Origin of the sequence: Paraburkholderia sp. SIMBA_053 (assembly GCF_046534895.1) — a bacterium.
Lineage (GTDB): Bacteria > Pseudomonadota > Gammaproteobacteria > Burkholderiales > Burkholderiaceae > Paraburkholderia > Paraburkholderia caledonica.
In genome coordinates this window covers 330,753-353,024 of sequence record NZ_JAWRXU010000001.1, presented here as the reverse complement: position 1 = coordinate 353,024, position 22,272 = coordinate 330,753, and the positions used below count along the sequence as shown (strand labels likewise).

Here is a 22,272-nt window from a genome sequence, read left to right as displayed (position 1 = left end):
CGACCGTCTGCCGCCAGGACTACGATGGTTCTGTACGGCATCTCGCCGGCGCCGGTGCGTGGCTCGTGTGCACCGGTTTTATTCTCGCTGGAGCAACCATGACTCAACGCATCAACTATATGCAGCAATCGCCGGAACTGTTCAAGAAGTTCGTCGCGTTCGGCCTCGCGGTGAAAGAGACTGGCATTGAAACGTCGATCTGCGAACTGGTGTCGCTACGCGCATCGCAAATGAACGGCTGCGGATTTTGCGTCGACATGCACGTGAAGGAGGCGAAGATTCACGGCGAGCGCGAACTGCGTTTGCATCATGTCGCCATCTGGCGCGAGTCGACGCTGTTTTCGCCGCGTGAACGCGCAGCGCTCGCATGGACGGAGATCCTGACGAAGCTGCCGGAAGGCGGCGTGCCCGATGACATTTTCGAACGCGTTCGCACTCACTTCACGGACCAGGAACTGTCGAACCTGACATTTCACGTGATGGCGATCAATGGCTGGAACCGCGTTAACGTGGCGTTCAGGACTGTGCCAGGATCAGCAGACGCGGCATTCGGACTCGGCAAGGCGAACCTGTCCTGAGCGACGAGTCCAGTCGCGTATCTTCAGCAACACGGAGGACACCATGCCTGAATTCAGAAAGCTTGCGATGATCGCCGCGGCGTGTCTCGCGCAAGCGGCTCACGCCGCGCCCGACGCCGTCGTCACGCCCTTGATGGAGAAGCCCCTAGCGGATTATCCGGGCAAGGAAGCGCTGATGATCACCGTTGTGTATCCGCCGGGCGCCGCCGATCCGGTGCATGTGCATCGCGCGCACGGTTTTATCTACGTGCTCGAAGGCACCATCGTGATGGGTGTGAAGGGCGGCAAGGAAGTCACGCTGACGCCCGGTCAGACTTTCTATGAAGGCCCGAACGACGTGCATACGGTCGGCCGCAACGCCAGTGCCACACAACCAGCCAAGTTTCTCGTGCTGCTGTTGAAGGACCAGAACGCGCCAGTGCTCGTGCCCGTGAAGTGACGTATCGATAGTACTCGCGGCGCGCTCAGCAAAGAGGCGCCGCGGGCCTCAATGACATGGCCTGGCAATTCAACGCGCATCAGTGAATGCGTATCCGTGCTTTCCACATGACGCTTGCCGACGTCGCGGGCAATCAGACCGACAGCTAAACGAAGGGTCCGGGCATGGCTAATGCAACGGCATCCAGACCGGTTCTGATACAGAAATGGAAAGCCATGTCCACCACGCACACCGTCACCAGACGTCCATCGACGATCGCTCCCGCCATCTTCGAACTGTTCAACCCCATACCCTACGGACTGTTCGTCGGCACCTTGATGTTCGACGTCATCTACATGGCGACGCGTAATGTGTTCTGGGGCAAGGGCGCCGCCTGGCTCGTGACAGTGGGCCTCATTATCGCGATCGTGCCGCGCCTTCTCAATCTGGGGCACGTATGGGTGCAACGACGCCGCCGGGTATCGCGCATCGAACGGCTGGACTTCTGGCTCAATCTGCTTGCAATCGTCGCAGCAGTCATCAATGCATTCGTGCATAGCCGCGACGCCTATGCGATGGTTCCGGAAAACGTCATTCTGTCCGTTATCACTGTCGTGCTGCTGAGCATCGCTCACGTTGCGATGGCAATTTACAGACTTCATCGCGTGGAGGCGACTCATGAGTAAGCTCGCCCCGGCCAGCGCGCTCATCGTCGCCATGTCGGCGCTGATGAGTGGGTGCAACGAACACGCGCAGTACGATGCGTCGCATCAGGCTGGCGCCAATCCGCCGATGCCGGAGGCGCGCAACTTCTTCGCGCCGCCGATGCAGGTTCCCAAGTACGTGGGTTGGCAGAACGGCGCCACGCCCAAGGTCGCTGACGGCCTGAAGATCGAGAAGATCGCCTCGGGGCTCGAGCACCCTCGTCAGGTCTATACGCTGCCCAATGGCGACATTCTCGTGGCGGAATCCAATAGCCCGAACGAAGAGGCTGTTACCACGCCGAAGCAGGTCATCGCGGGGCTTATCGAAAGCAAGTCAGGGAAAAAGGCGAAAGGCGCGAATCGCATCACGCTGCTGAGAAAGTCTGCGAATGGCAGTGGCGAATGGGAGCGCCACGTGTTTATCGACAATCTGCACTCGCCATTCGGCATGCAACTGGTTGGCGACACGCTCTACGTTGCCGATACCGATGCAATCCTGAAGTTTCCGTATAAGGCGGGCGCAACCAGCATTAGTGAGCGGGGCGTCGAGCTTGCCGATCTTCCCAATACGGTCAACCACCACTGGACGAAATCGTTGCTGGCCAGTCGCGATGGCAAGAAGCTGTACGTAGGCGTCGGATCTAACAGCAACGTCGGAGAGAACGGCCTGGAAGTCGAGTACCGGCGCGCAGACGTACTGGAAGTCGATACGGCTACCGGTGCAAGCCGCATTTACGCAGCGGGCATTCGCAATCCGACGGGGCTGCAGTGGGAACCGAAGACGGGACAACTGTGGGCCATCGCGAACGAGCGTGACGAGATCGGCGCAGACCTGGTGCCGGATTATCTGACGTCGGTGAAAGAGAACGCCTTTTACGGCTGGCCATACAGCTACTACGGCCAGCACGTCGATCCCCGCGCTCAACCGCAGCGCCCCGACCTGGTCGCCAAGGCGATTGCGCCGGACTTCGCAATAGGTTCCCATGTCGCACCGCTTGGACTGACGTTCTATACCGGCAACAACTTGCCGGCGCAGTATCGCGGAGGCGCGTTCATCGGCGAGCACGGCAGTTGGGACCGCTCGCCGTTGAGCGGCTACGTGGTCTCGTACGTGGCGTTCGAGAACGGCAAGCCGGTGAGTGCGCCCAAAGATGTCGTGACGGGTTTTACATCCGCCGATCAGAAGCAGTTGTATGGCGCGCCCGTGGGCGTCGCTCAGGATCGGGACGGTGGCCTCCTGATCGCCGACGACGTCGGCAACGCTATCTGGCGTGTGACCGGCACAGGCGGCTGATGCACAGGTAACGTGGCGCGCCTTCATTCGGCCGGGGCGCTCGTCATGCTGGAACACGCCGAAGTGCGCTGCGACGACAGGCATCGGCATATCGTCTCAAGGCACGAGATCCATCATTCGTACCGGAGTTTCAATGCCCACTCGCAACCGCACCTCGCATTCCGACCAGCCGACGTCCGACGTACCGACGGAGGCGACTGCGCCTGCAGAAACCGCGCGACGCCTCTTTCTCAGGCGAGGCGGCGCGAGCCTGGCCGCCGCACTCACGGCCGGCTCGACCAGCAGCGTGTTGGCCGCAGGTCCAAACGGTGCCGATACGAACCAGGTGAAACTGCCGCTGATTCAGGACCCGGACACAGAGCAAAAGGAAGAAACGCCAGACGCGAACTTGCCGCCTGATGAGCGTGTGGGCTACGCCATCGTCGGACTCGGCCGGCTGTCGCTGGACCAGATCCTGCCTGCGCTTGCGCAGTGCAAGTACTCGAAGGTCGCCGCGCTGGTTTCCGGCGACAGGGCCAAGGCACTTCGCGTCGCACGTCAGTACGGCGTGCGGGAAGCGGACATTTACGACTATCAGAATTTCGAGCGCCTCGCCGACAACCCGCGCGTACAGGTCGTGTATATCGTGCTGCCGAACGGCATGCATAAAGAGTTCACGCTGCGCTCCGCGAATATCGGCAAACATGTGTTGTGCGAAAAGCCGATGGCAAACAGCGCGGCGGACTGCGAGGCAATGGTCCGGGCGATGAAACGCGCCAACCGCAAACTCATGATCGCGTACCGCAGCCAGTACGAGCCGATGGACCGCATGATCGCGAAAATGGTGAAGGAAAAGCAGTTGGGGCCATTGCGTGAGTTCGTCGCCGGAAATTCGCAAAACGTCGGCGATCCGGGGCAATGGCGGCTGAAGAAATCACTGGCGGGTGGCGGCGCCATGCCCGACATCGGACTGTATTGCCTCAACGCGGCGCGCTTCCTGTCCGGCGAGGAGCCGCTGGAGGTGTTTGCGTCGGTGCACCGGCCGGAAAACGATCCGCGCTTCGTCGAAGTGGAGGAATCGGTGCACTTCATTCTGCGCTTTCCGAGCGGATTCACGGCAACGTGCATGTCGAGCTACGCGAGTCACGAGTCGCGCTTCTTTCGGCTGCAAGGCTCGAAAGGCTGGGTCGAAATGGATCCCGCATTTGGTTACAACGGCCTGCGGCTGCGCCACGGCATGCTCGTGGAGGGCAAGTCCGCGACAACCGAGTTGCAGATCGATCCGCAGAACCAGTTTGCGCGGGAGATCGATCACATGTCCGTGTGCGTCAAGGACGACATCCAGCCGCACACGCCAGGCGAGGAGGGCTTGCAAGATCAGCGCATTACCGACGCGATCTACGAATCCGCCCGCACCGGGCGCGCGGTCAAGCTTGCGCCACCGTCAGCGCCGACGCGTGGCCCCGAGCCGCAGCAGGAGACGTTCTGAAGCGCGCGTGCGAGCAGAACGGGCTTTGCGGCACGCACACCGAAGTTCGACTTTCGCACTACCTAGAAGCGGTAGTTGAGAGACGCCAGCGTGTTCAGTTCGCTGCGGCGCTCGGTGATCGGGCTCGCCGCCGCATAGTGCTGCAGTCGCCCGACAGTGACCGCGACCGAGCCTACCCAGTGCTTCGAAAAGTCGTAGCTGAAGTAGCCGTTCAGATGAATATCCCGGACGCCAGAACCGGTTCTATAGACCGGCAGTCCTGATGCCGCGCTCTGCTGGCTGGACACGCCGAAGAACGTCCGCGTGTAGAGCGCATCGGCCCACGTAAAGCCCGGGCCAATAGAGAAAAGGCCGCTTCCCAGAGGCACCGACGCAAGCAGGTCCACCGGAACGGTTTTGCCCTGGCCGTGCCCTGCAATGTCCTGGTACAGGGCGACGGAGCCCGTGAACATCCATACCGTGTAGTCGGCGAACAGTTTGAGTTTCGGGCCGCCATGCACGTTGCCCAGACCGTGCAGGTGCGGATCGTCCTTCTCGTTGCGTGACTGGAAATCGAAACTCAGCGCCGCGCCGATGTGATAGTTCGTACTGCGCAGCGCATTGACGCCCAGCACGTCCGGCCCCTGCGAGAAGACCCGGTCATCGTAGGAGATATCGAGCGAAGGAAATGGGAACACCCTCGTATGCTGCGAGCCGGGCGACTCCGGCGTCACGATGACGCCCGGCCCGACCGCCACTTTCCATTTGCTGTCACCGGGGGCCGCTGTTGCGTCGGCCGCGCGCGCGGTCGTAGCGCTCAGGAAACCCGCCAGCGATAGCGCGAGCGCTGCGGCGCCCACGGTTCGATGCGTGAACGTCCGCGCTTTCATGCGTCGTCCTTGCCGATGGCAGCAAGCTGCCGCAAGCGGCGCGCGAGCGCTTTGGATACAACGGGGCTACGCGGCTCTCCAGATCCCGAAGCCGCTTCGCTCTCGCGCAGAAACGATGCCGTTTCGCGCGCAACGATCTCGCGTTCGTTGTCCGATGTGATCATGTGGTACGAATCGTCGAGGTAGATGGTGCGCAGAAAGGTCGAACCGAGCGCCAATGCCGCGGATTGGGCGGTACGCGGGCTCGACGTTTCGTCGTCGATCGCGTGGATGACGAGACAGTCGTTGCGGATACCACGAATCTGCGAGCGGACGAGCGATGCAAGGCGGCTTGCTTCGTGCAATGCGGGCAGTGCAATCGTCGACGGACCGACTTCGCTGAAATTCGAGCGCTGCATCGAGCGCGCGATCTTTGCACGCAGCGCTTCGTTGCGCAGGCCGTAGGGTTCCGACTCGCGATACTGCCAGCGCGAACGTAGGGGCGTGTAGTAAGCCCAGCCAAGAAGAAAGCGGTACCAGGGAATGGCCCAACCGTTGTAGGCGAGTGTAAGTGACAGCAGCACGACCGCCTGCGCTTGCGGGCGTCGATGGGCGAGTGCGAGCGCTAGCGCCGCGCCCATCGACAATCCACAGATAGACACCCGGTCGAATCGCGCGGCGAGCGCATCGAATTCGCTGGTTGCGGCGTCGAGCCAGTGTTCCATGGTCTCGCCGCCCGTGCCGGCGCTATAGCCGTTGAGCACCGGGGCGCACACCGTGAAGCCCTCGTCGCGCAGGAACCGCCCGAGGTAGCGCATTTCGAGCGGCGAGCTCGACAGACCGTGCAGCAATAGCACCGCGTGTCCGCCGCCTTCGAGAAAGATGGACTGCGTTAGTGATTTCATGTGTCGGTCGCCACGCGCAGCACGAGGAAATCGCCTGCGTGAGTCGTAAATTGTTCGCAGATGCAGTCGACGACGCGCGCAGTGCCTCCGGCAAGGTTCGAACCGGCGGCGAATCGCACGCGATGTGAACCGGCCGAGAGCCCATTCGAGAGCCGTCGGATATCGTCCGGATCGACTTCGGAAAGGCGGGGCCCCGGCGCCAGATCGGCAGGCAATCCGGCGAAAGCGTGCGATGCGACGGCCAGCGCCGACGCTGTGCCGGCGCCGTTGCGCCGCAGCGGCTCACGTTCGAGTGCCTGAATCAGAATGAACGTCTTGTGATGGTGCGATAGATGCCTGAGAAGCCGGTGCGTTTCGTCAATGGCACGACGGGCGATTGCGCGCTCGTTGTCATGGCGAAGCAGCATTTCGTAGCGCGATTGCGCCACTGCAGCGATCAGTTCGGCGCGAAACTGCACGCGCCGTAGTTTTTCGAGCAACGTGATCACCACGAGCGTGACGACTGGATACGACACCAGCAATAGCAGGTCTGCCCGGTCGAAGACTGCGATGGTCACGTAGGGCGGCACGAACAGATAATCGGCGAGGCCCAGTCCTGCCAGCATCACGGTCAGCGCCGGAGCAAGGCCGAAGTGGTATTGAACGAGCACCGCCGCAATGCAGAACGCGGTGCCAGGCATGACGGGCCCGAGCAACGGATGAAGCAGCATGCGTACTGCGCTCGCGATGGCCAGCGCGGCAGCAGCGGCGAGCCACCGCCGCTTCCCTTGAGGTGCCCAGCAACGGGCGTTACGGACTTTCATATGCTATTCGGGGCCGCGTCGGCTGCGCTATTGAAGTAACGGTGTTTCTGTTCAGCGGGCTGAGTCTCGCCAAAGCCTGCACCATTAGCAGTGCAGGGAATTCGCGCTTCCCGGTAATTTGGTTCGAGGTGTTTCAGACGCTGCTCCCGGTTTCGATCCGTTGGAGCGCATTTGCTAACGGCATCAAGCTTGTCATGCAGAAAATGGAGTTTGTTTCCTGGGCGAAGTCCAAACTGGCGCTTGCAAGATTTAACTTGAGTCCGCTTACTCATGTACGGTCCGGAACTCCGGCAAAGCTGTGTCTTCGTCAGCCGCTGCGTCTATTCCTGCGCCTTAATGGGTTTACGGCTTCGGGCGCGAAAAGTTGAGCTGGGAATAATGTCCGGACGATGTGCAGAAGCCCGCTCCGGCTATTCGGAGGGTTAACCCAGGCGACGATATGGGCAACCCGACCTGTTCGAACTACTTCAAAAGCAAACGCCCGAGAATCAGTAATTCTTCGAATTGGGTCACCAGTTCAAAACACACAGCAAATAGCAACGTATAACCTGGCCCCGGAGATTTTCGTAGCCATCGCAGGATCGGAACTGCAAAACGGGTTCTGACTGCGTCTCGCGTCATTGTCCACGTGGTGGCCGCTCCGAACGCCGCGCCCGCCAGTATGTCTGTCGGATAGTGCCAGCCGAGATAGACGCGCGGCAGGCATATGAAAATCGCCGTGTGCAGTAGCGCAAGTACACCGACGGCGCGCCAGACGAGAAAGATGCCGGTGGCGACCGACACCCACAGCATGGCGTGATCGCTCGGAAACGAACTCCACGTCGGCAAAACGGCAGCGCCCAGATCGTCCGATGGAAACTGCAGGTGCAGCTCCGGGTTATAAACCGGACGCATCCGGAACGGTAAGAAGTGAGCGACGATTCTGAACGTTGCGAGCGCGAGCAACGCGCTCAGGATCGTCGCAACGACCATTTCTCGTTCCCATTCTGCCCGCTGACCGGGTTTGAACCAGATCCACCATAACACCGCCACGAGCGCCAAACCTTTGAACGTGTATAGAGCCGCAAGGACTCTGATCGGGTGGTTCAGTATGGGCAGATCTGCAGCAACGCCGGTCAGGAAAGTCTGGATTGCGGTATCGAAGACATTCATCGGCAACCCTCGTAGCCTGTTTGTTATAACCAGAGTTCTTTTTTGCCGGTGGCCATGCCGTCATGGCGGAAGAAAAAGACGTGACCCACGCAGTTGCGTCCACGATTTATAGGCCTTGTTCTCAATCCGGTATGTGGGAAGAACCACCTAAGTCTTCGCCCTTGACCTCGCGAGGCAAGATTGTATTCGGCGTGGCGGGCCGCTTTAGGTGGCAAATGCCCAATAGTCTTTGGGAATTTCGGAGCGTTGGCTGGGAATTTGCCACTCGTCTTCACATGAATGTCATCCACTATCTGCAATGCATTTAAAACGGTAATTCCGCGCGATTGTTAAATCTTGCAAGACGCCCCAATAGCCACGTCTTTCTGTGGACAAATGAAAAATCGTATGAGAAAGTTGCGCGGAATTTGCAACTTTCTTTTCATTACATTGGAATTTGCACTGCAGCGGCTGTAGTGCAACGCACCACGAAAAAGTCCCAACAGGCTATTAAGGGGCAATACAAATGAATATGGGAAGCGAAAAACGATCAGGCATGCGTCTGGCCGAAGGAGACCCTTTTCCAGGCCGCCCGTTGCAGCTGATGCCTGCCTTTGCTCCCCTTATGCCGCGATCATTCGGACCTTCGTAAAACCATTGCCTGACAGGGCGGCAGGCCGGCTGCATAGCCGTTCAGCAGCTTTCTAGTCGAGGCTCAGCCATTACCCCGTAACTTGAATTCCTGCACGGCGAGGACGGCTTCGCTCGCCCTGGGAAATCTCGTTACCCATGAACACCTGAAGGGGAAAAGGGCTAGTCGCGCCTGTCCAAAAGACACACGGCTGAAGTTCTTCGTCCATCCAATATAAATAGTCATCCTAAATGTAATGGCTGTAAACAAACACGCTTGTCTTTTCCAATTCGAATTGTGAATCCTTACAGGAAAATAACCATGAATAAGGCATATCGGACAGTCTGGAACGCGTCACTAGGGGCTTTTGTGGCCGCCTCGGAACGGGACAAAACGCGCGGCAAAGGGAATTCGGGAACCTGTGCCCCGGTATTCGATGGACAAGACGGCGATCGTCGCAGCACGTTGTTGCACGGAGCGAGTCTGCGCATCTTGCCAGCGCTCGTGTTGGCGGCCCTCGGCGCATGGGGCACGCAGGCGCAGGCACAGGTCAATTGCTCGTCGTCACCTTATAACTTCTTCAACGGCAGCGATTCGTGCGCGGGCTTTTTGTCCACGGCCAGTGGTGGCGGTGCGACTGCGCTGGGTTACGCCGCTAACGCTACAGGAATCAATGCCACGGCCGTCGGCTATCAGGCGATCGCCAACGCAACGAATGCGCTTTATCTGGGGGCGCGCAATGCTCCGGGCACCGGCGCGACCGCTGAATCGGCGATTGGGATCGGTACCGATGTTGCCGCTACCGGATCGGCCGCCATTGGTATCGGCGTCGACGCAGTCTCCAGCGGCAACCTGTCGACAGCCGTCGGCCCGTCGGCGAAGGCGACCGGAGACAACGGCGTTGCACTGGGCGCGAGTTCCAGCGCAGCCGCGTCCGGCGCAGTGGCATTGGGCAGCGGAGCCATCGGTTCGCAAACCAATGGTGTAGCCGTTGGTTCGGGAGCCAATGCTGCCGGTGTCAATGCAATCTACATGGGCTCGCGCACCGCCGCGGGCACCGGTTCGTCCGGACAATCGTCGATTGCGATCGGCACTGACGTCACCGCTACCGGCGACTATGCTGCCGCGTTCGGCTTCCAGTCGGTGGGGAGCGGAGCCGCAGCTGTTGCAATGGGTTATATCGCCGACAGCTCGGGCACGCATGCCGTGGCCGTCGGCTTCCAGTCGATCGCGAGCGGCCTCAACTCCGTGTATCTGGGAGCGCGCACCGTCGCGGGCACGGGCGCAACGGCGGCGGGGGCGATTGGCATCGGCACCGATGTGCGAGCTTCGGGTCCCTCTTCGCTGGCTGCGGGCACGGTGGCCGCCGCCACTGCCCAGAATGCCGTGGCCTTGGGGGCGGGAGCCGCCGCGTCGGGGCTCAACTCGCTCAGCATGATGAACGGCTCCAGCGCCAGTGGCGCCAATTCGATAGCGTTGGGCGGGGCGGATTCCGTCGCCGAAGGCGGGTCGTCCGCACCGGCGGCAGTAGCGGGCGCCGCAGCGTCGGGCATTCGTGCGGTTGCGATCGGCTCAGGCGCGAGTTCGGGCGGGTCCTCGTCGATTGCGATAGGCGATTCTGCTTCGACGGGTACCAATGCGAATGCCATTGCGATGGGCACGGCTTCGACGGCCTCGGGAAGCAGCGCTGTCGCATTGGGCAACCAGACCGTGGCGAGCAACGCGAACGCGACGGCGGTTGGCTCTTCGTCGCAAGCCCTCGCGGCGTCGACGGTTGCGATCGGCGATAGCAACAAAGTTGCCGCAGCGGCCGGCGCCGGTTCCATAGCGGGCGGCCAGAACTCTCAGGTGCTGAGCGGGACGGGCGCTGTCGCGCTCGGTCAGGCGCAGACGGTCAGCGGCAATGGCGCCGTCGCCATCGGCGACCCGAATAGCGCGACCGGCAATGGCGCGATTGCGGTCGGCGCGGATAACACGGCGACCGGCAATGGAGCGATCGCCCAAGGCAACGGCAACATCGCGAACGGTCAGGGTGCGGTCGCCCTGGGCAACGCCAGCAATGCGAGCGGCGCGAGCGCGCTCGCATTCGGCGATACAGCAGTCGCGAACCAGGCCGGCGCGATTGCACTCGGCGCCGGCGCGTCGGCCGGCAACGCCAACAGCGTGGCGCTCGGCTCGGGCTCCCAGACCGGCACCGCAACGCCGACCGCGAGCACGACCATCAACGGTACGGTCTACAACTTCGCCGGCACCGCTCCGACCAGCGTGGTGAGCGTTGGCGTGGCAGGCACGGAGCGCCAGATCCAGAACGTGGCGGCGGGCCGTCTGAGCGCGACGAGCACGGACGCCGTGAACGGTTCGCAGTTGTACCAGAGCAATCAGGCGATCGACGCTCTCGCAGCGACCGTCGCGACTGACAAGACTCACTACTTCAGCGTCAACGACGGCGGCACGCAAGGCGGCAATTACAACAACGACGGTGCCACGGGCGTCAACGCGTTGGCGGCAGGCGTGGGAACCGTCGCTGCCGGCGCGGGCAGCACCGCTATGGGCCAGGGCGCGACGGCGAACAATGCAAACGACGTGGCGCTCGGCAGCGGCTCGACGACCGACGTGGCCGTGGCGACCACTGGCGACACCATCAACGGCACTGCATATGCGTATGCCGGCACTTCGCCCACGAGCACTGTGAGTGTCGGCAGCCTCGGTCACGAGCGCACCGTGACGAACGTGGCCGCGGGCCGTGTCAACGCGAACAGTACCGATGCAGTGAACGGCTCGCAGCTTTACGCCACCGATCAGGCAGTGGATAACCTCGCCAGTGTCGTGACGGCGAATGCGAAGCACTACTACAGCGTCAACGACGGCGGCACGCAGGGCGGCAACTACAACAACGACGGCGCCACTGGCCTCAATGCGCTGGCCGCGGGCGTCGCGGCGACGGCGAGCGGCGCGAGCAGCTTCGCGGGCGGCAACGGCGCTTCCGCACTGGCCAATAACGCCGTTGCGCTAGGTTCGCTGTCGAGTGCGTCGGTCGCGGGTGCCGTTGCGATCGGTGCCGGTTCGGTGTCCGACCGGGCGGTGCTCTCGGGCGTCGGCTCGATCGCCAACGGCTCGCATGCGATTCCGTTCGATACCAGCGACCAGACGTTGCTCGGCGCGGTGTCCTTCGGCAGCGCAAGCGGCAACACGTATCGGCAGTTGACGAATGTCGCCGACGGTACGCAGCAGCACGACGCCGTCACCATCCGCCAATTGGCAGGCGCACTGTCGTCGTTTGCGGTGACTGGCCAGATGTACTTCCATGCGAATTCGACGGCGGCAGACTCGCTCGCGGTCGGCGCGGAGTCGATCGCCGTGGGACCGACCACGGTCGTCAACGGCGACAGCGGCGTGGGCATGGGCAACGGGGCGATCGTCGACGCAACCGCGCCCGGCGGCGTCGCGATCGGCCAGGCCGCGAATTCCGCGCAGGCGGACGCGATTGCGGTGGGCAGCGGCTCTGTCGCGAGCGGCGCGCAGTCGATCGCTCAAGGCGCGAATGCGAGTGCCGCAAACGCCGGATCCGTTGCGATCGGTTCAGGCGCGCACAGCAGTGCAATCGACGCGCTTGCGCTCGGGGCCGGCGCGGGTGCGACGTTTGCCAACAGTGTGGCGCTCGGAGCGGGATCGGTGACGACGGTCGGCGCGTTGAGCAACTACATCGCTTACGGACTGAGCAGTCCGCAGTCGTCGGCGGGCGAGGTCAACGTCGGCAACCGGCAGATTACCGGTCTCGCTGCGGGCAAAGCCGGCACGGACGCCGTGAACGTCTCGCAGCTCGATGCAGTGACCAACCGGTTGACGACGCTCATCAACCAGCAGACCACCAACAACGGCGGCAGCTTCTCGTCGTCGCCCGGTACGCCCACGCCCCCGACGCCTTCAGGATCGAACTCGTCGGCGGGCGGGCAGGGGGCCGTGGCTTCGGGCAACAACAGTTCGGCGGTGGGTAACGGCTCGACGGCGTCGGGCAGCGGTTCCACAGCCGTAGGAGCCGGCGCGACATCCACAGGCAGCGGCTCGACCGCGCTCGGCGCGAACAGTAACGACGGCGGACGTGCAAATGTGGTTGCGGTCGGTTCCAGCGAGTCCACCCGGCAGGTGATCAACGTGGCGGCCGGCACCGCGCCGACCGACGCGGTGAACGTTCAACAACTGAACGCGGCGTTGTCGCAGGCAAACGCATACACGGACGCCCGCGTGAACGAACTGCAGAACGGCATCAATTCGACGGCGCGCAACGCGTACTCCGGCATCGCGGCAGCGACTGCGTTGACGATGATTCCCGAAGTGGACAAGGACAAGACCTTGTCGCTCGGTATCGGCACGGCGGGCTTCCGCGGTTACCAGGCGGTCGCGATCGGCGGTACCGCGCGCCTCGCGGAGAATCTGAAAATGAAGGCCGGCGTGGGCATGAGCCCAGGCGGCACGACCGTTGGCGTCGGCGCCGCAATGCAATGGTAAGTCGTGAGAGCGGGACCGCAGCCGCGTGTCCCGCGTTCTCCGCGTATTCCGCCACACACAGTCTATGGAGCACCTGATGAACCGACTATTTCTTGCAAGCCTTTTCACTACCGGCGTCCTTCTCATGAGCGGATGCACGGCAGCGAGTGGTCCATCCTTTAACGCCTATTCCGTCGACGCAAGCAACGGCGTCAGGACATACCGGGCCGAGTGCCACGGCCTCCTGGAAAGCGCGGCGACCTGCACGAAAGTGGCGCAACAGATCTGCGGCGACAAGTCTGTACAGCCGATCGAACGGATCGACCGCGTTCGCGAAGCCGACGACAACCGCAATGACCCTCGGGTTCTGCTGTTCAGCTGCGCTCAGGCGTCCGACAGCAAGACGTCGGCCGAACCGCCTTCGACGGTTGACGAAGGCGCGAGGATCGGAGACGTCGATCACCGTTCAGGAACTAAAGCGATGTAACCGTGAAGGCAGCGCGGCCACGCTCATCTCGGGCGTTGGCCGCCGTCTCGCCGACCTGAGCGACCTGCGCACGTTCAAAAACAGACGCACCGGCAGGTCGCGAAAACCGTACTTGCATGCCAGATCTCAACAAGCGCGGGGGAGTCTTACTCATCGCCTTGTTAAAAGCATGCATGCGGGGTCAACCTGCGGACGCATCGAGCGCCCTGTCATCCGGCGCTCGCATGCAAAACCGGGATGCCGCATCAATGCGTCGTTGCTTTCCAGGTCTTCGTTTCCTAATCTGGTCGGGAGGCTCCGGTCGGAGAGGCCGGTGAGCCGTCACGCGTTTTCCTGGAGGTCCGAAGTGTCCTTTGATCGTACGGAGACAGCCGTAGTATTCATCGACCCGCAAGTCGATGTCCTGAGCAAGTCGGGTAAGAATTGGGGCGCGGTGGGAGCGAGCGTGACGGAGAACAGGACGGTCGAAAACATGCTGCGAATCTTCAAGGCGGCAAAGACCGCGAAATTTCCCGTCTTTATATCGCCACATTACTTTTTCCCGACCGATCGCCTGTGGAAATTCAACGGACCGTTGGAGTCCGATGAATTCGCTACCGGGACGTTTGCCCGTAGCGGTCAGTTGAATCTCGAAGGTTTCGACGGATCAGGCGCTGACTGGCTCGACGAATTCAAGCCCTACATCAACGACGGCGAGACGGTTGTTGTGAGCCCACATAAGGTCTTCGGACCGCAAACCAACGATCTCGTCCTTCAACTGCGCAAGCGTGGCGTGAGCAAGGTGGTACTGGGCGGCATGCTCGCCAATATGTGCGTGGAATCGCATCTGCGCGACCTGCTCGAACAGGGATTCGAGGTCCACGTCGTGAGCGATGCGACTGCGGGACCACGTCACCCCGTTTGGGGCGATGGATATAAAGCGGCAATGGTCAATTACGCGTTTCTCGCACACGGCGTGGTGACCACCGACGAAGTTGTCGCTTCAATGGAATGACGCTCGCGTAACCGGCATTTCCTGGACGATCTGCCGTTCGCCTGCTGCCTCATCAATGCGCCGCTTCGGACTCGGCGATATGCCGCGCGATCGTCGCATTGACCTGGTCGGCGTGCGTGAGCGGTCCCATGTGTCCCGCGCCCGCGACGATTGCAAGGCGTGCCGCAGGCAGCAGCATGGGCAGCCGCTCGGCGATCGCCCGCGTCGGAACCGGCGCATGTTCGCCGCGCATGATCAACGCCGGCACACGCAGGCTCGTGTAAGCGCTGGTGGGCGTGCGTTCATCGAGAAGCGCGCGAAAGTCGAGCGGCGCTTTCGGCGCCCAGCGCGTGAGCGCGGCCTGCACCGAGGGCCGCAGCGCATCCCATGCGCCCCGTCCACTCCAGTAGTCGACGAACGAAGCCGCCGCACCGCGATAGTCGCCGCAGCTGACTCCGTCGGCGGTGCGCTTCGAGATCGCGACGATTTCCGAAAGCGCTTCGACTCCGTAGGTGCCCATTGCCTTCAGCAGGTGAAAAGCCGACGGTTCGTACAGCGTCAGGCTCGCAATGCGCTCGGGCCGCTCGACAGCCGCGCGCAACGCCACGCCACCGCCATACGAATGGCCGACGAGATGCACCTTGCCACAGGCGGCGTCGATGATGCCGACCGTCCTCGCCGCCTCGTCGGCAAGCGTGAACGCGCGCTCGCCGCTCCATGGGCCGGTGCTGTCGCAGCCGTAGTGCTCCGGCGCGACGAACGAATGGTGCGATCCAAGCGCCTCGCCGAGCTTGCGCCATTGCGTCGCGCCGGAGCCCGAGCAATGCAGAGCGATGACGGTCGTTGGAGATGAGCAGGTTCGCGATGCGATGGCGTTATTCATGTCGTTCCTGAGGAGTCGGGTAGTCGAGGAGTCGGAAGCACGGACGCCGTGCCGGGGAGTCTCTACTATCGGTGCGACGCCGCCGGCTGGCTATGCTCGAGACGCCGGAAGATTTGCTCTGCCATCCGAACTGATCGACGGACAGCGCGCCCATTGAGCGACTTCAACCGTCGATATCGAGCGACTGCATGCGACGTTCAAGCTCGCACATGTCCACAGCAGATGCGAGGTACGCGTCCCGACGGCTGTGTTCAGCGCGGTCGAGCAGCTCTTGCAGCAAGAGAAACAGATAGATGAACATGATGCCCTCCGGTCGACGACCTGGTCGATTAAGTACCAGCGCGAACGGGGCGCGACGCAACAGCATCCGGTGGGATGCACGGTGGCTTGCGCTACGGCTGGACGCTGTGTATTGCAGAGTCCATGCCATATCGATGCAAGCCTTGTTTAGCGGTGATCCGGACAATGCCGGGCGCGACGAATTCGATAAACTGTCGTCGCGTCGCCAACACGGATTCATGCGAAAGTCGGCATGACACGAACACCTGTTTGTTGCGGCGGGAAATGTGAGCGGAGCTTGAGAAACCAGGCGTGGGGATTGCTCGTAGTTTCTGTCGCCTCCATGAGGAGGCGTTATCGCACAGCAACGGAATCATCACTCGAAAGACGAACAACCCGAGGAAACACGCCAGCCGCGCCGACATGGCGTCGCCCCTGGCACGCTCGCACCGAAGGACACGCACCATGAGCAGACTGCTGACAAACTGGTTGACGCTTTTCGCCGTGACGATGCTGGTCGCCGGTTGCGTGGCTCCCGTCATGCCGTACACCGGACGGCACCTTACCCCGACAGAGTGCCGCGACCTCGCGGCACTGAGAACAAACGCGCCGCCGACCATGGCGCAGCACCAGAGCGAACTCGGTGCTCTGAGAAAGGCGGGCTACGACCCGTCCCCGTGGTATGACCCGTACTATCCGGACGACCTCCAGGCGGCGCAGCGCCTCGTCGACTACTGGTTCCAGACCGAGTGCCAGCGGCCTCAGTCCGGCTGATTGTCATTCACCAGCAGTCGATGCGAGGACGAACCGGGACAATCATTTGCAATGGTCCGATAGGGGGCATCCCGAATACAGACTGCCGCAACGCTCGTTTCTCTGGCTATGGACCATGTCCGGGCGCGGGCAGATTGCGCAAGTAACGAGCGAGCCCGTCAGATTCAACGGACTCGCGCAGTCCGCGCCCATGCGCCGGTCGCCTGTTAAGCCGCCCTTGCAGGAACCTTCGACAGAAGCGGCCCCAAACCTTCGGCGAACGTCAGATGCGAGATGACGGCATCGCGCAGTTTCGGGTACGGAAGCTCTGCGATCATTGCCGTCTGCACCGAAGCCATGACTTCGCCCGCCTCCGGTCCGATCATCGAGAATCCCAGGATACGATCGTCTTTGGCGTCGACGAGAACCTTCATGAATCCCTGAGTTTCGTCGGTCGCTTCAGTTCGCAGCACATTGCTCATTGGGAGTGTCGCGACGCGAACCGCAATACCGTCGCGAAGTGCATCGCGTTCGTTCAGACCCACGCGTGCGAGCGGCGGATCAGTGAATAGCGTGTACGGAACCAGGCGGCCGGTTGTCGTTCGATCTCCGCCAGCGAGGTTGTCGCGCACTATCCTGAAGTCGTCTACCGAAACATGCGTGAACTGCGGACTGCCCGCGACTTCGCCTATTGCCCATACGCCGGGTGCTGATGCCTGCAACCTGTCGTTGACGCGAATGTATCCGCGTTCGTCGAGTTCGATGCCTGCCTGCTCCAGCCCAATGCCGGCCGTATTGGGAACCCGTCCTGCCGCAACGAGGATGTCACTGCCTTCAATCACCCGTTCCCCCGAAGCGGTTCTCAGCACGACGCGAATCTGCGTACCGGAGCGGCCTTCGACACGAACTGTTTCAGCACCCGTCACGATATCGATTCCTTCGTTGGTCAGAATCCCACGCATCTCTTCGCTGATGTCCACGTCTTCGCGAGCCATCAGCCGGGCGCCGCGCTCGACAATCGTCACGCGACTTCCGAAGCGGCGATAAGCCTGTGCCATCTCGATGCCGATATAACCGCCGCCCAGCACGACCAGATGCGCAGGAGCGTAGTCGAGATCGAGCGCGCCGATATGCGTCAGCGGATTGGCGGCCAGCAATCCGGGCACATCGGGAATTGCAGCGTGCGTGCCGAGATTCACGACCACCTGATCGCCGGCGAGCGTGCGCGTGCCGCCGTCGTTCAGTTGCACTGCGATCGTCTTCGGTCCGATGAAACGGCCGGAGCCCATGATCAACTCGGCGCCGCTCGACGCATACGCCTGCACGTGAAACGCCGCCTCTCTCTCGATCATGCCGCGCTTGCGTTCGCGGACCTTCGCCATGTCGACGGCGACCGGACCGGTCGTCGTGCCAAAGTCGCCGGCATGCCGCGCCAGATGCGCGACCCGCGCGCTCCATATTTCATTCTTGCTCGGCAAGCAAGCCACGGCAGGGCATGACCCACCGACCCATTGCCGTTCGACTACGGCGACCCGTTGTCCGGATCGTCCCAGATGCCACGCCAGAAGCTTGCCGCCCTGGCCGCTGCCGAGAATCAACGTATCGAAATGTTCAACTTGAGACATGAAATCCTCCAGTACACCTGCGAGTGAGTTGGCCAGTGCGGCAGCGATCCGGCTTTCCGCCGGATCGCGACGATGCGGCGAGCGGCACGTCACCGCGTGACGAGTCCGCCCGACTACGCACGTGTTACTTGACCGGCGGGAAATCGACGTCAGTGTCGTTAATGCGATTGAATGTATTCGTGAAGATCGTCATGGCGATCGCCAGCGAAATCTCAGCCAGTTGCGTGTCGCTGTAGCCCGCGGTGCGAATGGCTGCAAACTCGCTTTCATCGATCGTGCCGCGCGTGTTCTGCAGCGTCAGCACGAAGTGGACGAGGGCGTCACGCTTCGCATCGCCCGTCGCCTTGCCCGCGCGAATCTGACGGAGCGTCTCGGGCGAGAGGCCGGTCATCTTTCCCAACATCACGTGAGCGGCCACGCAGTAATCACAACCCGTCTGCTCGCTGACGAGCAGCTTGATGGTTTCCAGATCCTGTTTGCTGAGACTGCTAGAGGCGAGCGCGCCTTCCGCGTCGAGCACGGCGTTCAATGTCGCGGGTGCGACTTGACCGACCGTCGCGAACAGGTTCGGCACGCTGCCGCCTGCGATCTTCCGTACCCGTGCATAGACTTCGGCGGTGGCGCCCGTGGCGTTCGAAACTGCGGGAATTGCAATGCGACTCATGATCGACCTCATGCGGTGGTGGTTAGGAGCCTTCACTTTAGGGTCGCGAAATGATCTTGTTGAGCCTCTCGATTGCCAATATCATGCTCAAAAGTATCAACCGAGGTAGATATGTCACTCACGCTCGATTGGCTGAGCCGTCTGCTCGGCATGATGACAGTGCGCGGGCAGCTCGAACTCCGATGCTCGTACGGCGCTCCGTGGCAAGTCATCTACGACGATTCCGCTGCCGGGGAAATGCCGTATCACATCGTGCTTGGCGGATCGGCCATTCTGGAGACGCCGGGCGAGGGCAAGCCGCAAGATCTGGGCGCTGGCGACATCGTGATGTTGACGCACGGTTCGGCCCATATTCTTCACGACGGCAGCGGCGCGCGCCCGAAACCTGCGCGCCAGCGCCAGACGTTGAACCTGACCGTCAGCGAAAATAAAGGCAGTGGTCAGCGCCTTGAAATGCTTTGCGGTCGAATCGTGCTGGCGCCGCCGCATGACCGCCTGATCCGCGCATATCTGCCTCCTCGGCTCGTTGTGCGGACGTCGGCCGCAAGGGCTTCGTCCAGCGCTGAGACGCTTGCACAACTGAAAGGGCTGATGGCGCTCATGCAGGCGGAATCGAGTGCGGACAGGCTGGGCGGCTATGCAATGCTGAACGCGCTGTCTACGGCGTTGTTCGCGCTTGCGCTGCGTATGTCCGGCGAGTCTGACGAGGCGCCGACAGGCTTGCTGGCTCTCGCTGGACATCCGCGCCTCGCCCCGGCGCTTGCAGCCATATTCAACGATCCGGCCTATCCGTGGACCCTGTCCGAACTGTCCGAACTTTGCAGCATGTCGCGCGCGACGTTGCTTCGCCACTTTCAGGACAAGGTGGGACGCTCGCCCAATGAACTCCTGACAGATGTCCGGATGGCATTGGCCGCCAATGAGTTGAAAAAGCCGGGCGTTTCCACCGAGGTCGTAGCCGAGACGGTCGGCTATCAATCCGTCGCGGCGTTCCGTCGGGCCTTCACCCAACATCTGGGCATGACGCCCGCCGACTGGCGTCGTTCGGAGAACAACCGGCACGGACAGTCATGATTTGCACCCGCTCCGGCCCGTCGCAGCGAAGATTGTCGCTGCGACGCAAATAAATATTCGAAGCATTCGACGGATTTTTCCCGCTGCCGCGTTTAAGAAGAAACGAAGCCCTGCCGCGCTTCGATACTGAATGAATGGGAGAAACCGACATGACATCGAAAACGCCGTTTCACTTTGGACGCAACGTGCTCGCCGTCGCGGCGACCTGCGCGGCCGCGCTGACCGCGGCACCTGCCATCGCCCAAGCCGTGATCATCGCGCCTGTCGCGCCACCGCCGCCCCGCGTCGAGGTCTTGCCCGCGCCGCGAGCGGGCTATGTGTGGGACCAGGGCCGCTGGCGTTGGCACCACGGTCGTTACGAGTGGGCGCCGGGCCATTGGCAGCCGGTTCGCGCCGGTTATCACTGGGTGCCGGGACATTGGGTGCAGCGCGCTCCGAACTGGCGCTGGGTCGAAGGCCATTGGGCGTGAAGGCCTCACATGACTCAAGGAGGCAAGCTGCCATGAAAACACTGTTGATATTGCTGCTCGTGGCGTCGCTCGGCGGTTGTGTGGTCTACCCGGCGCGGTCGGTCTACTATCGTCCGGCAGTCGTCGTGTATTGAACAACGGCGTGAATGACCGCTGCAAAAAAACCGCTTGAAAAACCGCGCCCGGATAATGCACGCGCAACGAACCTACGAGGATAAAGCCGACGTGAAGCGCATCGCACGTGTGTCGAAGGGTGCGGCCTCTTGAGCGAACGCGATCCCGACGCGGAATTGCTGGAGCAGGTCGGCCGGCACGATCCGGCCGCTGTGCGCACGCTGGTTGCGCGCAAGCTGCCGCGTCTGCTCGCGGTCGCCACGCGCATGCTGGGCGACCGCATGGAAGCGGAAGACGTCGCGCAGGAAGTGTTCGTGCGGATCTGGAAACAGGCCACGCGCTGGCGAGAAGGCGAGGCGAAATTCGACACGTGGATTCATCGCGTCGCACTCAATCTTTGCTATGACCGTCTGCGCGGCCGGCGCGAAGATCCTGGCGACGACCTGCCCGACGAGGTCGATCCCGCCCCGCCGCCGGATGCACGGCTCGAAGCGCGCGCCCGCGGCGAGCGGGTTCGCGAAGCACTCGCCGCCTTGCCCGCGCGACAACGCGAGGCACTGGTGCTCACTTATTACCAGGAGATGTCGAACACCGACGCCGCAGCACTCATGGGCGTCACCGTCGATGCGCTGGAAAGTCTGCTGGCTCGCGCGCGCCGCAATCTGCGCGCTCAACTGGCCGACAGCGGCCTTAGCAAGGACAAGTCATGACGCCGGAAAGATTTCACCAGATCGTCGAAGCCTATGGCGCCGATCCACGCCGCTGGCCGCAACAGGAGCGGGCAGCGGCGCAGGGCTGGGCGGACGCGCATCGCGCGCAAGCGGATGCGTACCTGGCTGAAGCCGCCGAGCTGGACACGTGGCTCGCTGCCGACCACGTTGCGCCGCCGGACGCGGCACTGCAGCATCGTATTATCGGCAGCGCGCCGCGGCGGCAGCCTGCTGCGCAGCGGCGCGCATGGTGGTGGTCAGGCGCGGCGGTCGCGGGCGTCGGCTTGCTCGGCGGCGCGGCCGGCGCTTTGGCCGTGTCGTTTTTCGTATTGACCGAGACGGTTCCGCCGATGCACGAGTCGTCATATCTAACGTCGAGTTTCGGTGGTTCATCTGCCGACTGGAGCGGCGAATGAACAGCCGGACATGGAAAATCGTTCTGGTAGCCTCGCTGGTGCTCAACGTGTTCCTGCTGGGCGCGATTGCCGGTGGCGCCTATCAGTGGTTTGCGGCGCGCGGTGCCACGACGCCGCTCGTCGCGCAACAGCGCGCGTTGCGCTTTGCCGCGCAGACGCTTTCAACCGAGCGCCAAAAAGAGTTTGCCGACAGCCTGAAGACCGGGCGCCGCGAGGCGCGACAGTTCGCGCGCGAGGCACGCGAAGGGCGGCGCGAGGTGTTGCGTCTGCTGGCCGCTCCGCAGCTCGATCGCCCGGCACTCGACGCCGCCCTCGCTCGCACGCGTGCGGCGGACAGCAATCTGCGCGCGCAAGTGGAAAGCAGTGTGGCGGATTTCGCGTCGGGGTTGTCGCCTGAGGAGCGCGTCAAGTTCGCCGACAGCCTCCGCTTGCGCGGACAGTGGCGCGAGCCGCAGCCCGGCGCCAGCGTCGCGAGGCCGGCGAGTCCCGCATCTTCGGGCGATTAAAAATCAGACTGGCGCGACGGATATCTCTCGCGCCGCACGTTCAAGCTGTATCT

General features: G+C 62.4%; 23 protein-coding genes. 15 read left to right on the top strand and 8 right to left on the bottom strand.

The window, feature by feature from the left end; all coding sequences use genetic code 11:
* Window positions 1-98: 98 nt before the first annotated feature.
* From SB753_RS01645 to SB753_RS01625, 5 genes are all read left to right on the top strand, one after another.
* Complete coding sequence (locus SB753_RS01645; RefSeq protein WP_410798681.1) at window positions 99-578, top strand: carboxymuconolactone decarboxylase family protein; 480 nt, start codon at window positions 99-101, stop codon at window positions 576-578.
* 43 nt (window positions 579-621) lie between these two features.
* A complete protein-coding gene (locus tag SB753_RS01640) occupies window positions 622-1,017 on the top strand; it encodes a cupin domain-containing protein (protein WP_087753720.1) in 396 nt (131 codons plus the stop codon).
* A gap of 215 nt (window positions 1,018-1,232) precedes the next feature.
* Entirely contained in the window at window positions 1,233-1,682 is a 450-nt protein-coding gene (locus SB753_RS01635; protein ID WP_410798679.1) for a DUF2231 domain-containing protein, read from the top strand.
* Window positions 1,675-2,994, top strand: a complete 1,320-nt coding sequence (locus tag SB753_RS01630) for a PQQ-dependent sugar dehydrogenase (protein ID WP_410798678.1) — start codon at window positions 1,675-1,677, stop codon at window positions 2,992-2,994. The genes SB753_RS01635 and SB753_RS01630 overlap by 8 nt, the downstream gene beginning before the upstream one ends.
* Before the next feature lie 133 nt (window positions 2,995-3,127).
* The gene (locus SB753_RS01625) at window positions 3,128-4,462 is read left to right on the top strand and encodes a Gfo/Idh/MocA family protein (protein ID WP_410798676.1); all 1,335 of its coding nucleotides are present in this window, start codon (window positions 3,128-3,130) and stop codon (window positions 4,460-4,462) included.
* A 62-nt stretch (window positions 4,463-4,524) separates the two neighbouring features.
* Here the strand turns inward: SB753_RS01625 and SB753_RS01620 are convergent, their stop codons facing one another.
* Genes SB753_RS01620 through SB753_RS01610 form a run of 3 tightly spaced genes read right to left on the bottom strand, consistent with a single transcriptional unit; the run spans window position 4,525 to window position 7,018 of the window.
* Window positions 4,525-5,331, bottom strand: coding sequence for a MipA/OmpV family protein (locus tag SB753_RS01620; RefSeq protein WP_410798675.1), 807 nt, complete (start codon window positions 5,329-5,331; stop codon window positions 4,525-4,527).
* Entirely contained in the window at window positions 5,328-6,215 is an 888-nt protein-coding gene (locus tag SB753_RS01615; RefSeq protein ID WP_020067782.1) for an alpha/beta hydrolase, read from the bottom strand. Before SB753_RS01615 ends, SB753_RS01620 begins: the two co-directional genes overlap by 4 nt.
* Entirely contained in the window at window positions 6,212-7,018 is an 807-nt protein-coding gene (locus tag SB753_RS01610; protein ID WP_288825549.1) for a DUF4118 domain-containing protein, read from the bottom strand. Before SB753_RS01610 ends, SB753_RS01615 begins: the two co-directional genes overlap by 4 nt.
* A 41-nt stretch (window positions 7,019-7,059) precedes the next feature.
* On the opposite strand from SB753_RS01610, the gene SB753_RS01605 reads away from it, so the two are divergent.
* Complete coding sequence (locus tag SB753_RS01605; RefSeq protein ID WP_410798674.1) at window positions 7,060-7,386, top strand: hypothetical protein; 327 nt, start codon at window positions 7,060-7,062, stop codon at window positions 7,384-7,386.
* Between the two features lie 94 nt (window positions 7,387-7,480).
* Here the strand turns inward: SB753_RS01605 and SB753_RS01600 are convergent, their stop codons facing one another.
* A complete protein-coding gene (locus SB753_RS01600; protein ID WP_410798672.1) occupies window positions 7,481-8,170 on the bottom strand; it encodes a phosphatase PAP2 family protein in 690 nt (229 codons plus the stop codon).
* Between the two features lie 931 nt (window positions 8,171-9,101).
* Here SB753_RS01600 and SB753_RS01595 point away from each other — a divergent pair.
* From SB753_RS01595 to SB753_RS01585, 3 genes are all read left to right on the top strand, one after another.
* Complete coding sequence (locus tag SB753_RS01595) at window positions 9,102-13,286, top strand: YadA-like family protein (RefSeq protein WP_410798670.1); 4,185 nt, start codon at window positions 9,102-9,104, stop codon at window positions 13,284-13,286.
* Window positions 13,287-13,350: 64 nt separating this feature from the next.
* A complete protein-coding gene (locus SB753_RS01590; RefSeq protein WP_410798669.1) occupies window positions 13,351-13,752 on the top strand; it encodes a hypothetical protein in 402 nt (133 codons plus the stop codon).
* A 346-nt stretch (window positions 13,753-14,098) separates the two neighbouring features.
* Window positions 14,099-14,746: a cysteine hydrolase gene (locus SB753_RS01585; protein WP_310350432.1), complete on the top strand. Its 648-nt coding sequence runs from the start codon at window positions 14,099-14,101 to the stop codon at window positions 14,744-14,746.
* Window positions 14,747-14,798: 52 nt separating this feature from the next.
* Here SB753_RS01585 and SB753_RS01580 read toward each other — a convergent pair whose 3' ends face one another.
* On the bottom strand, window positions 14,799-15,608 hold the full coding sequence (locus SB753_RS01580; RefSeq protein WP_410798667.1) for an alpha/beta fold hydrolase: 810 nt from the start codon (window positions 15,606-15,608) through the stop codon (window positions 14,799-14,801).
* 163 nt (window positions 15,609-15,771) lie between these two features.
* On the bottom strand, window positions 15,772-15,909 hold the full coding sequence (locus SB753_RS01575; RefSeq protein WP_020067775.1) for a DUF3563 family protein: 138 nt from the start codon (window positions 15,907-15,909) through the stop codon (window positions 15,772-15,774).
* Between the two features lie 443 nt (window positions 15,910-16,352).
* On the opposite strand from SB753_RS01575, the gene SB753_RS01570 reads away from it, so the two are divergent.
* Window positions 16,353-16,661, top strand: coding sequence for a DUF4148 domain-containing protein (locus tag SB753_RS01570; RefSeq protein WP_410798666.1), 309 nt, complete (start codon window positions 16,353-16,355; stop codon window positions 16,659-16,661).
* A gap of 206 nt (window positions 16,662-16,867) precedes the next feature.
* Here the strand turns inward: SB753_RS01570 and SB753_RS01565 are convergent, their stop codons facing one another.
* On the bottom strand, window positions 16,868-18,265 hold the full coding sequence (locus SB753_RS01565; RefSeq protein ID WP_410798665.1) for a mercuric reductase: 1,398 nt from the start codon (window positions 18,263-18,265) through the stop codon (window positions 16,868-16,870).
* A gap of 124 nt (window positions 18,266-18,389) precedes the next feature.
* A complete protein-coding gene (locus SB753_RS01560) occupies window positions 18,390-18,929 on the bottom strand; it encodes a carboxymuconolactone decarboxylase family protein (protein WP_410798663.1) in 540 nt (179 codons plus the stop codon).
* A 111-nt stretch (window positions 18,930-19,040) separates the two neighbouring features.
* Between SB753_RS01560 and SB753_RS01555 the strand changes: the two genes are divergently transcribed.
* The 5 genes from SB753_RS01555 (at window position 19,041) to SB753_RS01535 (ending at window position 22,219) form a co-directional block, all read left to right on the top strand.
* Entirely contained in the window at window positions 19,041-20,003 is a 963-nt protein-coding gene (locus SB753_RS01555; RefSeq protein ID WP_410798662.1) for a cupin domain-containing protein, read from the top strand.
* 149 nt (window positions 20,004-20,152) lie between these two features.
* Window positions 20,153-20,473 carry a hypothetical protein gene (locus SB753_RS01550; protein WP_410798661.1) on the top strand — a complete coding sequence of 107 codons (321 nt, stop codon included), beginning with the start codon at window positions 20,153-20,155 and terminating at the stop codon, window positions 20,471-20,473.
* A gap of 263 nt (window positions 20,474-20,736) precedes the next feature.
* Entirely contained in the window at window positions 20,737-21,297 is a 561-nt protein-coding gene (locus SB753_RS01545) for an RNA polymerase sigma factor (RefSeq protein WP_020067763.1), read from the top strand.
* Entirely contained in the window at window positions 21,294-21,713 is a 420-nt protein-coding gene (locus tag SB753_RS01540; RefSeq protein WP_410798659.1) for a hypothetical protein, read from the top strand. The genes SB753_RS01545 and SB753_RS01540 overlap by 4 nt, the downstream gene beginning before the upstream one ends.
* Window positions 21,710-22,219: a periplasmic heavy metal sensor gene (locus tag SB753_RS01535; RefSeq protein ID WP_408130744.1), complete on the top strand. Its 510-nt coding sequence runs from the start codon at window positions 21,710-21,712 to the stop codon at window positions 22,217-22,219. The genes SB753_RS01540 and SB753_RS01535 overlap by 4 nt, the downstream gene beginning before the upstream one ends.
* Window positions 22,220-22,272: the final 53 nt, after the last annotated feature.

Bases quoted from the DNA above. Each gene is read 5' to 3' on its own strand.
- SB753_RS01595 (WP_410798670.1), top strand. From the start codon at position 9,102: ATGAATAAGGCATATCGGACAGTCTGGAACGCGTCACTAGGGGCTTTT.
- SB753_RS01575 (WP_020067775.1), bottom strand. From the start codon at position 15,909: ATGTTCATCTATCTGTTTCTCTTGCTGCAAGAGCTGCTCGACCGCGCT.
- SB753_RS01600 (WP_410798672.1), bottom strand. From the start codon at position 8,170: ATGAATGTCTTCGATACCGCAATCCAGACTTTCCTGACCGGCGTTGCT.
- SB753_RS01555 (WP_410798662.1), top strand. From the start codon at position 19,041: ATGTCACTCACGCTCGATTGGCTGAGCCGTCTGCTCGGCATGATGACA.
- SB753_RS01640 (WP_087753720.1), top strand. From the start codon at position 622: ATGCCTGAATTCAGAAAGCTTGCGATGATCGCCGCGGCGTGTCTCGCG.
- SB753_RS01635 (WP_410798679.1), top strand. From the start codon at position 1,233: ATGTCCACCACGCACACCGTCACCAGACGTCCATCGACGATCGCTCCC.
- SB753_RS01625 (WP_410798676.1), top strand. From the start codon at position 3,128: ATGCCCACTCGCAACCGCACCTCGCATTCCGACCAGCCGACGTCCGAC.
- SB753_RS01560 (WP_410798663.1), bottom strand. From the start codon at position 18,929: ATGAGTCGCATTGCAATTCCCGCAGTTTCGAACGCCACGGGCGCCACC.
- SB753_RS01620 (WP_410798675.1), bottom strand. From the start codon at position 5,331: ATGAAAGCGCGGACGTTCACGCATCGAACCGTGGGCGCCGCAGCGCTC.
- SB753_RS01570 (WP_410798666.1), top strand. From the start codon at position 16,353: ATGAGCAGACTGCTGACAAACTGGTTGACGCTTTTCGCCGTGACGATG.
- SB753_RS01550 (WP_410798661.1), top strand. From the start codon at position 20,153: ATGACATCGAAAACGCCGTTTCACTTTGGACGCAACGTGCTCGCCGTC.
- SB753_RS01630 (WP_410798678.1), top strand. From the start codon at position 1,675: ATGAGTAAGCTCGCCCCGGCCAGCGCGCTCATCGTCGCCATGTCGGCG.
- SB753_RS01590 (WP_410798669.1), top strand. From the start codon at position 13,351: ATGGAGCACCTGATGAACCGACTATTTCTTGCAAGCCTTTTCACTACC.
- SB753_RS01645 (WP_410798681.1), top strand. From the start codon at position 99: ATGACTCAACGCATCAACTATATGCAGCAATCGCCGGAACTGTTCAAG.
- SB753_RS01610 (WP_288825549.1), bottom strand. From the start codon at position 7,018: ATGAAAGTCCGTAACGCCCGTTGCTGGGCACCTCAAGGGAAGCGGCGG.
- SB753_RS01580 (WP_410798667.1), bottom strand. From the start codon at position 15,608: ATGAATAACGCCATCGCATCGCGAACCTGCTCATCTCCAACGACCGTC.
- SB753_RS01615 (WP_020067782.1), bottom strand. From the start codon at position 6,215: ATGAAATCACTAACGCAGTCCATCTTTCTCGAAGGCGGCGGACACGCG.
- SB753_RS01535 (WP_408130744.1), top strand. From the start codon at position 21,710: ATGAACAGCCGGACATGGAAAATCGTTCTGGTAGCCTCGCTGGTGCTC.
- SB753_RS01565 (WP_410798665.1), bottom strand. From the start codon at position 18,265: ATGTCTCAAGTTGAACATTTCGATACGTTGATTCTCGGCAGCGGCCAG.
- SB753_RS01540 (WP_410798659.1), top strand. From the start codon at position 21,294: ATGACGCCGGAAAGATTTCACCAGATCGTCGAAGCCTATGGCGCCGAT.